The sequence below is a fragment of the Pandoraea sp. XY-2 genome (assembly GCF_004193915.1).
In the GTDB taxonomy this organism is placed as follows: domain Bacteria; phylum Pseudomonadota; class Gammaproteobacteria; order Burkholderiales; family Burkholderiaceae; genus Pandoraea; species Pandoraea cepalis.
This window is the reverse complement of the sequence record NZ_CP030849.1, coordinates 374,865-387,312: the sequence shown is the minus strand read 5'-3', so window position 1 is coordinate 387,312 and position 12,448 is coordinate 374,865. Positions and strand designations below refer to the sequence as shown.

The window sequence follows — 12,448 nt, the reverse complement described above, 5'->3', positions numbered from 1 at the left end:
GCGCGACGCGCCTCTGACACATAGCTGGCGCGCCTTTCCCCGCAGATGGCAATGTCTGCCACAACGTTGGCAGGAATTGCCGCATTACGTCACTTTCGGTCTTGCGCACCGCATCCCATAATTTCCTCACGGCGCGAGCGACGCTTCGCTCCAGCGAGCCGGGTTGCCACCGCGGCACCGGCGTAAGACCGAAAGTCAGTGAGGACATCATGAGTCATGCCACCAACGCTACGCAATATATTCAGCCGCGAAGCTCGGTAAAGCACCTGCCCGTCAATTTGTTTGCGTCAGTCATGGGCATTTCCGGACTGTCGCTTGCGTGGCGTGGAGCACATCAGCTCTTCGGCGCCGATGTAGAAATCGCAGAGGGGATTGGCGTCATCGCCATTCTCACGTTCCTGGCCCTGTCAATCGGCTACGCCGTCAAGTGGGCGCGGTATCCCGCGGTCGTCAAAGCGGAATTCCATCATCCCGTCGCAGGCAACTTCTTCGGCACCATCACGATTGCGGTGCTGCTGCTCTCGTCCGTCGTCGGCTTCTACAGCGCGGCGCTCGGCGAAGTCATCTGGACCCTCGGATCCATTCTGACGATCGGTCTCGCGTTCGTTATCGCGGGTCGGCTCTTCCGAGGCAAGGAGGATCCGGCCCATGCGGCGCCGGCCTGGTTGATTCCCGGCGTTGCCACACTCGATATCGCCGTGGCAGGCGGCACGATGCCGATGGCGTGGGCGCACGAACTGAACATGTTTTCGATAGCAATCGGCACGATGATGGCGCTCGTGTTTTTCACGATGATCTTCTCGCGCGTGGTGCATCATGAACCGCTGCCGGTCGGCATGGTGCCGTCGCTGATCATCATGATTGCACCGTTCGAAGTGGGCTTCCTGGCGTACGTGAACGTCACCCACCACGTGGACATGTTTGCCGCCCTGCTCTTTTACTTCGGCCTGTTCCTGTTCATCTCGCTCTCGCTCAAGGTCTTCCGCCGGTCGATTCCCTTCGCTGCCTCGTGGTGGGCCGTCAGCTTCCCGATCGCGGCGCTGTCCAATGCGGCCATCAAGTACGCGGCCTACTCGGATACCTGGGTGCTCAAGGGGCTCGCCGGCCTTATCCTGGCCTTCCTGAGCGCTGCCATCCTCGTGCTCTTCGTGCGCACGTTGCACCGCCTGTTCACTCATCGACTTCTGGTCGGCTGAAATTGCCGGCTCTGCCACGGCGCCCTCTGCCCGGAGGGCGTTTTCATTTTGATCGCCCCTACGCTACATCGGTAATTCGCTATGTCTTGGATCGTGCTCAGTGTCGCTGGACTTCTGGAAATTGCTTTCGCCTTCGGGATGAAATGGTCGGCGGGGTTCAGCCGGCTCTGGCCAAGCGTCTATGCCGCCATCACCGGACTAGGCAGCATCTGGTTGTTGAACACTTCGCTCAGATCGCTCCCGGTCGGCACGGCCTATGCAGTTTGGACAGGGATTGGCGCAGCCGGAACGGCCGTTGTCGGCATGATCTTCCTCGGCGAATCCGCGTCGGTGGCGCGCGTGGTATGTATCGCGCTCATTCTGTCCGGCGTCGTCGGCTTGCGCATTACGGCCGGCGCAATTGCTTAGCTTCGCGCCAATCGATATCGGTACGCCGTGCCGACCGGCACGGTCCCACGAGGCGGGGCGACGCGTCGGTCGTATGCCGCTAAGCGGCCATCCGAAAGCGTCGGCGGTAGTCCACTGGGGAGACACTGAGCTTGCGCAGGAAGGCGCGCCGCAGTCCATTAGGATCGGCAAAACCCGTCAGACTCGCCACTTTCTTCAAGGGGTGTTTGGTTTCCTCAAGCAGTCTGCGTGCCGCATCGATGCGGGCGTCCTCGACGAACGATGCGGGGGTTGTGCCACATTCCTGTTTGAAGATGCGCGCGAAATTTCGCGCACTCATTCCGGCACGCTCCGCAAGCGCTTCGACCGATAGCGACTGGGACAGATTCTGAAGCACCCATTCCTGCACGTCGCGAATCGCGCTCTTCTCCGACACCTGTGCGCTCAGATGCGCACTGAACTGCGACTGCCCGCCGGGGCGCTTGAGAAACATGACGAACTGACGCGCGACCTTCATGGCGACGGCTCGCCCCAGGTCTTCCTCCACGAGCGCCAAGGCGAGGTCCAGCCCCGCCGTCACGCCCGCCGACGTGTAGATGCCACCGTCCCTGACGAAAATTTGGTCCGGTTGGACGTCCACCTTCGGGTACAGGCGGCTCAGGCGCGCCGTGTAATTCCAGTGTGTGGTGGCCTTGCGCCCGTCGAGCAAGCCCGCGCGCGCGAGAAGGAGCGCGCCTGAACAGACGGAGCCAATACGACGCGCCGTCTTTGCGTAACGCAGTATCCATTCACGGATGGCTGCATCGTCCTCCAGAAGCTGCATCGATGGACTGCCCGCAATCAACAGCGTATCGATATCCGCGCTGCTCGTGTCCAGTGTCGCGTCGGGTGTGATCCGCATCCCGTTGGACGCCAGCAACATGCCGGGCGTCGTGGAGACAATTTCAAACTGGTAGGTCGACGGCGCGCCGGCTTGTCGCGCCGCTTCGTGAAACACTTCCACTGGCCCGACAACGTCCAGCATTTGCACGTTTGGAAAGGTGAGCACAGCAACTTTCATGGCCGCGACCTGTAGTCCCGATGACATTCCAGTGTAGCTGCCTCGACCTTCACTCGCCAGAACGTGGCCGAGAATTCACGTATTCTGGCCGAGATGGAACGATCGCGCCGCGCCATGAGCGGATTGATGTCAGGGCTACGTCGCCCTGAATGACGCTCCCTGAATCGCCCCGAGGCGCGAATCGGAACAATGGATGTCGAGAGCATGCGCTGTCGGCGTAAAGACTCTCCGTCAGGAATCCCCACGCGCCGTGGCAATCCAAACACACACTCTCAAGAGACAGAGATACACCGCCGAGCATCAAGGCGACATTTCCGGCATTATGGAAATATTGGTTAGTCTCGGACTTGGCCACACTCACGATGCAACAAATCCATTCAACCGACGTTTGCGTCATTGGAGGCGGTCAGTCTGCACTGGCTGTCGCCTACTTCCTCCGCCGTGCCGGCTTGAACTACGTTCTGTTGGACGAGCAGCCCGCTCCCGGTGGCGCATGGCTGCAGGCATGGGATTCGCTGCGATTGTTCTCGCCGGCGCAATGGAGTTCACTCCCCGGCTGGCCAATGCCACGCAGCGAGAGCGAATATCCGTTGCGCGACGAAATCGTTCGCTATCTGACCGATTACGAACGGCGATATCAAATTCCGGTTCGACGTCCCGTGCACGTGACCTCTGTGAAGCGGGCGGATACGCGCCTGCTTGTCGAAACCAATGACGGCAACTGGTTGGCACAAACGGTGATTAGCGCCACGGGTACGTGGAAGAAGCCTTTCATCCCGTCTTATCCCGGGCAGGAACTGTTCCAAGGAGAGCAACTTCACTCAGCCCATTACCGAAATGCCGATGCGCTTCACGGCAAGAACGTCCTGGTCGTTGGAGGTGGCAACTCGGGCGCCCAAATATTGGCGGAGGTGTCGCAGGCCTGTAACGCGACATGGGTTACGGTAGACGAGCCACTTTTCCTGCCGGACGACGTGGATGGCAGAGTGCTTTTCGAGCGCGCGACGGAAAAGTGGAAAGCACAAAGCGAAGGCAGACCGGCCCCGGCACCTACCGGCGGTCTCGGCGACGTCGTCATGGTAAAGAGCGTAAAGGAAGCCAGGGCACGGGGTGTACTCCACTCGGTACGGCCGTTCTCGCGCTTCGTCGCAGACGGTGTGGTCTGGGCGGACGGTTCTCACTCGCCCGTGGATGTCGTCATCTGGTGCACCGGCTTCCGGCCAGCCCTGGACCACTTGGACGGGTTAGGGGTGCTCGAAAGCGACGGACGCGTAGCAACCGAAGGCACTCACGCCGTTCGCGAACCCAGACTATGGCTCGTGGGCTATGGCGAGTGGACAGGCTTCGCGTCAGCAACGCTCATCGGCGTGATGCGTAGTGCTCGAGACACGGCCAATCAGGTTGCCGAATACCTTGCATCAACTCGAGAACGGAGTAGCTCATGAAGGTCACCATCTACCACAACCCCGATTGCGGGACGTCGCGCAACACGCTGGCCATGATTCAGAATGCCGGTATCGAACCCGAAGTCATTGAATACCTCAAGAATCCTCCCACGCGCGACCAACTCGTCGATCTCATCGAACGGTCGGGCCTCTCGGTGCGCGAGGTCGTGCGCGAGAAAGGCACGCCGTTCGCAGCGCTGGGGCTGGGCGAACAAGGCGTAACGGACGACCAGCTTCTGGATGCGATGATGGCTCACCCCATCCTCATCAATCGGCCTATCGTTGCGACTGACCTCGGTGTGCGACTGTGCCGTCCGTCTGAGGTGGTTCTGGATATCTTGCAGGCGCCGCAACAGGGTGCCTTCACCAAGGAAGACGGTGAAGTCGTCGTCGACAGTGCAGGCAACCGCCTCATCAAGGGGTGATCAGCGAGTTCAGGCGCGCTACTGCTGCGGTGCGCCTGCCAGAATCCACGTTAGAACAACCTTGAGGTCGGCATCACCGATGCCGGCCATGAATCGCACGAGGTCGTATCAAAATGCGGCAGGCCGCGAATTCGCGGCCTGCCGGGTGACCTTACGACTGACGTTGATACCACTGTCGGGAAGCGTTCACCACCTTCACGACCGCAAGCATGAGCGGCACTTCAATCAAAACCCCGACAACCGTTGCCAGGGCTGCGCCTGACTTGAGGCCAAAGAGGCTGATTGCAGTGGCCACAGCCAGCTCGAAGAAGTTCGAGGCCCCAATCAGGCACGACGGCGCAGCGACCTCATGGGCGACACCGAGCTTGCGGTTGGCCAGATAGGCAAGCGATGCGTTGATGATGACCTGAATCAGGATGGGCACCGCGAGGAGCACGATAACGCCCGGTTGCTCAATGATTTGCTCACCTTGGAAAGCAAACAGCAGCACCAGCGTGAGCAGCAGCGCTGCAATGGAGAATGGCCCAATCTTGGCGAGTGCGCGCTGAAAGCCAGGTTCCCCTCCGGCCAGCAGCATCTTGCGAATGAGCTGCGCGATGATGACCGGGATGACGATATACAGCGCCACGGAAGTGAGCAGCGTATCCCACGGCACGGCAATGTTCGAAATGCCCAGCAACAGTCCGACAATCGGCGCAAACGCGAAGACCATGATCAGGTCGTTCAGCGCTACCTGCGAGAGCGTGAAGTATGGGTCACCTTTCGTCAGTTGGCTCCAGACGAATACCATCGCCGTACACGGCGCGGCAGCCAGAAGAATCAGGCCGGCAACATAGCTATCCAATTGGTCGGCCGGCAGCATCGCGGCGAACGCGTGCCGCACGAATACCCACGCGAGGAACGCCATCGTGAACGGCTTCACCGCCCAGTTGATAACGAGCGTGACGCCGATCCCCTGAGCTGGCTGCGAACCTTACCCAGCGAGGCGAAGTCGATTCGCAGGAGCATCGGGATAATCATCACCCAGATGAGGAGCCCCACCGGCAGATTGACGTGAGCGACCTCGAGCGCGGAAATCGACTGCACGGCGCCGGGCATCAGTTTGCCGAGCCCGATACCTGCGACGATGCACAAGGCAACCCACACGGACAGGTATCGCTCAAAGAACCCGATACCTCCCGCAGCGTTCTCCGACGGCGTATCGACGGTTTGACTGTCCGACATCCTTACTCCCCTTTCTCGCGCAACGACGTGCCGATGTTCTGCATCTCCTTCTGAACCGCCATACGGTCGAGCTTGTCGAGCGACACGTTTGTGAACAGTTCGATGCGCTTCTTGAGCTGCACGAAGGTCTTCAGGAAAGCCCGGCGCTTTTCCTCGTCGCTACCCTCGACCTGCGAAGGGTCGGGCACACCCCAGTGGGCCTTGGCCGGATGACCGGGCCAAATCGGGCAGACTTCACCTGCCGCGTCATCGCAAACGGTGAAAATGAAGTCGATGCGTGGTGCGCCGTCGACCGCAAACTCGTCCCAGCTCTTGCTCCGGAGCCCTTCAACGGAAATGTGCTGCGAGCGCAGCAACGCGATACCGTGCGGATTCGGAGCCTTCCCCGGATGGCTGCCCGCACTGTAGGCGACAAATCTGTCACCGGCCAGCGCGTTCAACGCGGCCTCCGCGAGAATCGAGCGCGCTGAGTTGTGCGTGCACAGGAAGAGGACGTTGTATTTGCGTTGTTCGGTCACGATAATTCTCCGCGGGTTGGGCCTGGCCGAATTAAATCTATATTTCCAATATAATCGAAATGTTGGCGTCCGACAACCGACTTGGGGACGGTAAGTCACCGGGCTGTTACCCCATTCACCGGGTCGGGCCATCGGAAGCAGCTCACGTGCCATAGCCATCGCGATAGGCTTAGAATGGTTGCTTAACCAATGCGACCCAGCATCATGAAGGAAAACGACGCAGTCAAAGCTCTTGCCGCCTTGGCGCAGCCTACCCGCCTTGCGGTTTTTCGCCTGCTCGTCACAGCCGCGCCGGACGGGCTCAGCGTTGGCGTGATTCAAGAGGCCCTCGGTCTCGCGAGCGCCACGTTGTCCTTCCACCTGAAGGAATTGGCCCACTCCGGCCTTATCACGTCGCGCCAGGAGGGGCGATTCATCTATTACGCACCGGCGATTGACCACATGAACAGGCTCATCGACTTCCTGACGGAAAATTGCTGCCAAGGTGCCGAGGCGTGTACGCCGAAGAAGACGGTCAAGTGCAAACCGAAGGCGGTCGCTGCCTGACCCTCCATGCACGAAGACAAGAAGATGGCCGCCTGATCAGGCGGCCATTTCGCATCTGCACGACGCTCAGCAGCAGCGGGACAAAATCGCGAAATTGACGCGCGGGTCTTCCAGTATCCACTTGGCATAGTCGCCCGTCAGCACGGTAGGTTCCGCGCCGAACAAGCCACTGTAAAAGCGTACGCTTTCGTCGAGGCGCGGCACGACAACATGTACGTGAAACCGCTTCATTTACATCTCCGCCACGCTGGAAGCGCGGCCACATTTTTCGGCCGCGCAACAGTTCTCCAGCAAAAAATCGATGAGCGTCTGCATGCTTTCGTAGTTCGCCCGGTAGATGACGTTTCTCCCCTGCGAATGGCCTTCGATAAGGCCCGCGTGGGTCAATTCCTTCAGGTGAAATGACAAGCTCGGGGCCGGCGTACCGAGCGCGTCGGCAATAGCCCCCGCGTTCATGCCCGCTGACCCGGCCGTCACGAGCAATCGGAACGCCGCGAGGCGCGACTCCTGAGCAAGCGCGGCGAGCGCGGTGACAGCACGCCTCGAATCAATATTGGCCACCGCTTACTCCACCTCTTCATGTTGCGGTGTTGCGTTCATCCCCATCGCGAGCGACGCCAAGTCTGCGTTCACATCGAGCATCCGCCCCTTCTCGGCTCGTTCGCTGTATCGGTCGACGAGGTAGTCCGCGCGCCCACGCAGCAACAGCGTGAACTTCACGAGCTCTTCCATCACATCCACAACGCGGTCGTAGTACGGCGACGGCTTCATACGGCCGGCGTCATCAAACTCATCGTAGGCCTTCGCGACCGACGACTGATTGGGGATGGTGAACATACGCATCCAACGGCCCAACTGGCGCAGTTGATTCACGGTATTGAACGACTGCGAGCCGCCACTGACCTGCATCACCGCAAGCGTGCGTCCTTGAGTCGGCCGGATCCCGCCCATCGACAAAGGCAACTGGTCAATCTGCGTCTTCAGGACGCCAGAAACCGTCCCGTGACGCTCGGGGCTGCACCAGACCTGGCCCTCAGACCAGATGGAGAGCTCGCGTAGCTCCTTGACCTTCGGATGGTCTTCAACGCCCGGTTCGTCCGGGTACGGCAACCCTCGCGGGTCAAAGATGCGCGTTTCAGCACCGAACCGTTGGAGCAAGCGGGCGGCCTCTTCCACGAGCAGCCTGGAGTACGAGCGCTGGCGCAGCGAGCCATACAAAAGGAGGATCCGCACCGGTGCGGCGCCTGGCATGCCAAGGCGTGCCGCGATGGACGTGTCGAGATATTCCGTCTTTGCAGCCGGAAAGGTTGTTCCGTTCGGGTCAGGGGGGTCATTGAATCGGTCCGTTGAGCATTCTATTGTTCGATATTTATGGAAATATCAAATAATTGCAAGTAGAATCGCCGAAAGTCGCCGTTCCAGACCAAGCAATCCATGGGAAGCGAGGGGACACCCCGGTATGGAACCCAACGCGTCGAGTTCGCCGCTGAATCAGCCGCGCTCAAGCCCTTCCCCGTCAAACGCGGAGAGCGGATTGGCGGCGACATGGGCTGGACTCGCACAGATACAAACGCCGCACTTCCATTTGGGTGTCGCGCTCGCGGCCTGACGTTTCACCGGAGTCAATCGCGATGGACAAACGTGGCATCACAATCCGACGGGCGGGGGCAAGGGACCTTCCTCAGATACGAGCGCTCCTGGCAAAGTGCGACTTGCCATGGGAGGACATTACCGAGCCGACACGGATAGCCTTTCTCGTCGCGACAACAAGCGGTGGGGAAGTCGTCGGAAGTGCCGGGTTGGAACCCTACGGTCCGGTCGGTCTACTGCGCTCGCTCGCCGTTAGAGCAAGCGTCAGAGGTATGCAGATTGGGCGTGCGCTGGTCACTGCGGCGGAAGCGGAAGCCCGGCAGCAAGCCATGGAAGCCCTTTACTTGCTGACCACCACAGCGGGCCCGTTCTTTGCCCGTGCGGGATACGTGATTGTGGACCGAAGCGCCGTGCCGCAAGCGCTACAGGCGAGTTCGCAATTCGCCAGCATTTGCCCGGCATCCGCGACCTGCATGTACAAGACATTGCGCGCGTAACGCCACAACGAGTCGCAACCGGGCACACGCTATTCTCAGCGCATTCTGAAACGCAGCCGAGATGTGTGGGGGGACGAGAGCACTCGCTCGGGAAGTTTCGCTTCAGCCTTATCCCATATGAACGTCCGGGATTTTTTCGTGGCCTAAAGCGAAACTTCTCCAAATGACTTAAGTGCAACTAATCGAAGTTGCCAAGCCATCCGCCAGCCCTTCCCGCCTCACTCCACCGTCACCGACTTGGCCAGATTCCGCGGCTTGTCGACATCGGTGCCGCGCGCACAGGCCGTGTGATACGCGAGCAATTGCAGCGGCACGACGTGCAGAATCGGCGACAGCTGGCCGTAGTGCTCCGGCATGCGAATCACGTGGATGCCGTCGGCGTTCGCGATCTGCGTGTCCGCGTCAGCGAATACATACAACTGGCCGCCACGCGCACGCACTTCCTGCATGTTCGACTTCAGCTTCTCGACCAGCGCATCACGCGGCGCGACCGTCACCACCGGCATCTCTTCCGTCACCAGCGCCAGCGGACCATGTTTGAGTTCGCCAGCCGGATACGCCTCGGCGTGAATGTACGAGATTTCCTTGAGCTTGAGCGCGCCTTCCAGCGCGATCGGGTAATGCAGCCCGCGCCCGAGGAACAGTGCATTCTCGCGACGCGCAAAGTCCTCCGCCCACGCGATGATCTGCGGCTCCAACGCCAGCACGCTGTGCAGCGCCGCCGGCAAGTGACGCAACTGCGTCAGATAGTCGGCTTCCTGCGCCGGCGTCAATCGCCCGCGCAGCTTCGCAATCGTCAGCGTCAGCAAGAACAGTGCCGTCAACTGCGTGGTGAACGCCTTCGTCGACGCCACGCCGATCTCCGTCCCCGCGCGCGTGAGGTAGTGCAGCGCCGTCTGACGCACCATCGCACTCGTGCCCACGTTGCAGATCGCCAGCGTGTTCGTCATGCCCAGCGACTGCGCATGTTGGAGCGCCGCCATCGTGTCGGCCGTCTCGCCCGACTGCGAAATCGTTACCACCAGCGTCTTCGGATTCGGCACGCTGTCTCGATAGCGATACTCGCTCGCCACTTCCACTTGCGTCGGAATCTGCGCCAGCGACTCCAGCCAGTACTTGGCCGTCAGGCCCGAGTAATAGCTCGTGCCACACGCCAGAATCAGGATCGAGTCGACGCTGCTGAGCACCGCTTCGGCCTTCTCGCCGAACAGCGTCGGCGAAATGCCTTCCACGCCCTCCATCGTGTCGCCGATCGCACGCGGCTGCTCGAAGATTTCCTTCTGCATGTAGTGACGATACGGCCCCAGCTCCACCGCACCCGTGTATGCCTGCACCGTGCGCACTTCGCGCTCGACGGCCACATCGTGACGGTCCACGATCTTCACGCCCTCAAGCGTGAGTTCGACGACATCACCCTCTTCCAGGTAGATGAACTGATCGGTCGTGCCGGCCAGCGCCAGCGCATCCGAGGCGAGGAAGTTCTCGCCCTCACCCACGCCCACGACCAGCGGCGACCCCGCGCGCGCGCCGACCACGCGGTGCGGCTCCTGCTTGCGGAACACCGCGATGGCGTAGGCGCCGTGCAGACGGCGCGTCGCCAGACGCACCGCGTGATACAGATCGCCCGCGGCGCCGTTCGACAGCAGGTGATGCACCAGGTGCGCAATGACCTCGGTGTCGGTCTGCGACACGAATTCGTAGCCGAGGCCGCGCAGTTCATCGCGCAGGCTCTCATGGTTCTCGATGATGCCGTTGTGCACCAGCGCCACGTCGTCGCGCGAGAAGATCGGATGCGCATTGTCCGTGATCGGCGCGCCATGCGTCGCCCAGCGGGTGTGGGCAATGCCCGTCTCGCCGCCCAGATGCGTCTGCGCCAGTTGCTCATCGAGATCCGCCACGCGCGATACGCTGCGCGCACGCTGCGGCACACCATCCTTCAATACCGCGACGCCGCACGAGTCGTAGCCACGGTACTCCAGACGGCGCAGCCCTTCGACCAACACCGGTACTACATTACGTCGCGCTACCGCGCCGACAATGCCGCACATATTCGTTTCCCTTCGTGCCAGAAACCCTGGCGCATTCGATCGGATTCAATCCGTTTTGACTCGCCGGCGCGCGCCTGTGCTTGCGACTGCTTCGCACGCCGGTCCATAACCGCCGATTTTACTGCTTCTGCTTGCGCGGACGGAGGTAACCCGTCTTCGCTTCCTGCGTCTTGCCGTTGAGCACCAACGAATCTTCCGGCGTGTCCTTCCACACCGTGGTGCCGGCGGCGATCGTCGTGCCGCGCCGCACCGTCACCGGCGCCACGAGCTGCGTGTCCGAGCCGATGAAGACGTCGTCCTCGATCACCGTGCGATGCTTGTTCGCGCCATCGTAATTGCAAGTGATGGTGCCCGCGCCGATATTGACCCGCGCGCCCACCGTCGAGTCGCCGACATACGCCAGATGGTTGGCCTTCGAGCCCTTCGCGAGCGACGCATTCTTCACTTCCACGAAGTTGCCGATGTGCACCTCGTCGGCCAGATCTGCGCCCGGTCGCAGACGTGCGTAGGGCCCCACGTGCGCGTCGGCGCCCACCACGGCGCCGTCCAGGTGACTGAACGCCTCGATGCGCGTGCCCGCGCCGATGGTGCAGTTGCGAATTACGCAGTTCGGACCGATGGTCGCGCCATCGCCAATTGTCACCTTGCCTTCGAACACACAATTCACATCGATCGAGACGTCGGTGCCGCACGCGATCTCGCCGCGCAGGTCGAAACGCGCCGGATCGATCAGGGTCACGCCCGCCGCCAGCAGCGCGCCCGCCGCATTGCGCTGGTAGTCGCGCTCAAGCTCGGCGAGCTGCGCCTTGTCGTTCACGCCGTTGGGCTCCCACGCGAAGGCCGGTTGCGTGGTGACGACCGGCACGCCGTCCGCGACCGCACACGCGATCACGTCGGTGAGGTAGTACTCGCCCTGCGCGTTCTGGTTCTTCAGACCGGCCAGCCACCCTTTGAGCGCGCGCGTCGGCGCCACGATGATGCCGGTGTTGATTTCGCGAATGGCCAGTTCGGCCTCGTTGGCATCTTTCTGTTCGACGATGCGCAGCACGTTGCCCGCCGCGTCGCGCACAATCCGGCCATACCCCGTCGGGTTGTCCAGATCGACGGTGAGCACGCCCAGCTTCTCGCTGCCCGCAGCGTCGAGCAGCGCCTGCAACGTCTCGGGGCGCGTGAGCGGCACGTCGCCGTAGAGCACCAGCGTCGGCACCGATTCGTCGAGCAGCGACACCGCTTGCTGCACGGCGTGTCCGGTGCCCAACTGCTGTGCCTGCTCGGCGAAATGCACGCCGTCGCCGGCCACTGCGTCGCGCACGGCCTCACCCCCGTGTCCGATCACCACGATGAGCTTGCCCGGCGTGAGCTTGCGTGCGGTCGCGATCACGTGCGACAGAAGCGGCCGGCCGGCCAGCGGCTGCAACACCTTGGGCAGCTTCGAGCGCATGCGCTTTCCCATGCCGGCGGCGAGAATCACAATATTCATGGTGTCGTGACGATTCGAAAGTGGAAGTTCGT

Annotated in this window: 12 protein-coding genes and 2 pseudogenes; 6 read left to right on the top strand and 8 right to left on the bottom strand. The window is 61.5% G+C overall.

Annotated elements, in window-relative coordinates; translation table 11 throughout:
* Positions 1 to 209 precede the first annotated feature (209 nt).
* Positions 210 to 1,196: an SLAC1 anion channel family protein gene (locus tag DRB87_RS01690; protein ID WP_130024626.1), complete on the top strand. Its 987-nt coding sequence runs from the start codon at positions 210 to 212 to the stop codon at positions 1,194 to 1,196.
* 81 nt (positions 1,197 to 1,277) lie between these two features.
* Positions 1,278 to 1,604, top strand: a complete 327-nt coding sequence (locus DRB87_RS01685) for a multidrug efflux SMR transporter (RefSeq protein ID WP_130024625.1) — start codon at positions 1,278 to 1,280, stop codon at positions 1,602 to 1,604.
* Positions 1,605 to 1,683: 79 nt separating this feature from the next.
* Here the strand turns inward: DRB87_RS01685 and DRB87_RS01680 are convergent, their stop codons facing one another.
* Positions 1,684 to 2,643: a GlxA family transcriptional regulator gene (locus DRB87_RS01680; RefSeq protein ID WP_130024624.1), complete on the bottom strand. Its 960-nt coding sequence runs from the start codon at positions 2,641 to 2,643 to the stop codon at positions 1,684 to 1,686.
* Positions 2,644 to 3,005: 362 nt separating this feature from the next.
* Between DRB87_RS01680 and DRB87_RS01675 the strand changes: the two genes are divergently transcribed.
* Together DRB87_RS01675 and arsC are read left to right on the top strand one after the other, a co-directional pair.
* Entirely contained in the window at positions 3,006 to 4,088 is a 1,083-nt protein-coding gene (locus tag DRB87_RS01675) for an ArsO family NAD(P)H-dependent flavin-containing monooxygenase (protein WP_130024623.1), read from the top strand.
* Positions 4,085 to 4,513, top strand: coding sequence for an arsenate reductase (glutaredoxin) (gene arsC, locus DRB87_RS01670; RefSeq protein WP_130024622.1), 429 nt, complete (start codon positions 4,085 to 4,087; stop codon positions 4,511 to 4,513). Before DRB87_RS01675 ends, arsC begins: the two co-directional genes overlap by 4 nt.
* Before the next feature lie 151 nt (positions 4,514 to 4,664).
* On the opposite strand, the pseudogene arsB reads toward arsC, so the two are convergent.
* Positions 4,665 to 5,737: pseudogene (gene arsB / locus DRB87_RS01665) on the bottom strand (ACR3 family arsenite efflux transporter).
* A gap of 2 nt (positions 5,738 to 5,739) precedes the next feature.
* Positions 5,740 to 6,255: an arsenate reductase ArsC gene (locus DRB87_RS01660; RefSeq protein WP_130024621.1), complete on the bottom strand. Its 516-nt coding sequence runs from the start codon at positions 6,253 to 6,255 to the stop codon at positions 5,740 to 5,742.
* A gap of 204 nt (positions 6,256 to 6,459) precedes the next feature.
* Here DRB87_RS01660 and DRB87_RS01655 point away from each other — a divergent pair, with 204 nt between their 5' ends.
* On the top strand, positions 6,460 to 6,801 hold the full coding sequence (locus DRB87_RS01655) for a helix-turn-helix transcriptional regulator (protein WP_130024620.1): 342 nt from the start codon (positions 6,460 to 6,462) through the stop codon (positions 6,799 to 6,801).
* A gap of 75 nt (positions 6,802 to 6,876) precedes the next feature.
* On the opposite strand, the pseudogene DRB87_RS01650 reads toward DRB87_RS01655, so the two are convergent.
* From DRB87_RS01650 to arsH, 3 genes and pseudogenes are all read right to left on the bottom strand, one after another.
* Positions 6,877 to 7,032: pseudogene (locus tag DRB87_RS01650) on the bottom strand (glyoxalase/bleomycin resistance/dioxygenase family protein); the annotation flags it as partial.
* Positions 7,033 to 7,353 (bottom strand): helix-turn-helix transcriptional regulator, encoded by a 321-nt coding sequence (locus DRB87_RS01645; protein ID WP_130027663.1) that lies wholly within the window; start codon positions 7,351 to 7,353, stop codon positions 7,033 to 7,035.
* A gap of 12 nt (positions 7,354 to 7,365) precedes the next feature.
* Positions 7,366 to 8,160 carry an arsenical resistance protein ArsH gene (gene arsH / locus DRB87_RS01640; RefSeq protein ID WP_255501474.1) on the bottom strand — a complete coding sequence of 265 codons (795 nt, stop codon included), beginning with the start codon at positions 8,158 to 8,160 and terminating at the stop codon, positions 7,366 to 7,368.
* 272 nt (positions 8,161 to 8,432) lie between these two features.
* Here arsH and arsN2 point away from each other — a divergent pair, with 272 nt between their 5' ends.
* Entirely contained in the window at positions 8,433 to 8,888 is a 456-nt protein-coding gene (arsN2, locus tag DRB87_RS01635; RefSeq protein WP_130024618.1) for an arsenic resistance N-acetyltransferase ArsN2, read from the top strand.
* A 218-nt stretch (positions 8,889 to 9,106) separates the two neighbouring features.
* On the opposite strand, the gene glmS is transcribed toward arsN2, so the two are convergent.
* The gene (gene glmS, locus DRB87_RS01630; RefSeq protein WP_130024617.1) at positions 9,107 to 10,936 is read right to left on the bottom strand and encodes a glutamine--fructose-6-phosphate transaminase (isomerizing); all 1,830 of its coding nucleotides are present in this window, start codon (positions 10,934 to 10,936) and stop codon (positions 9,107 to 9,109) included.
* Between the two features lie 118 nt (positions 10,937 to 11,054).
* On the bottom strand, positions 11,055 to 12,416 hold the full coding sequence (gene glmU, locus DRB87_RS01625) for a bifunctional UDP-N-acetylglucosamine diphosphorylase/glucosamine-1-phosphate N-acetyltransferase GlmU (RefSeq protein ID WP_130024616.1): 1,362 nt from the start codon (positions 12,414 to 12,416) through the stop codon (positions 11,055 to 11,057).
* Positions 12,417 to 12,448: the final 32 nt, after the last annotated feature.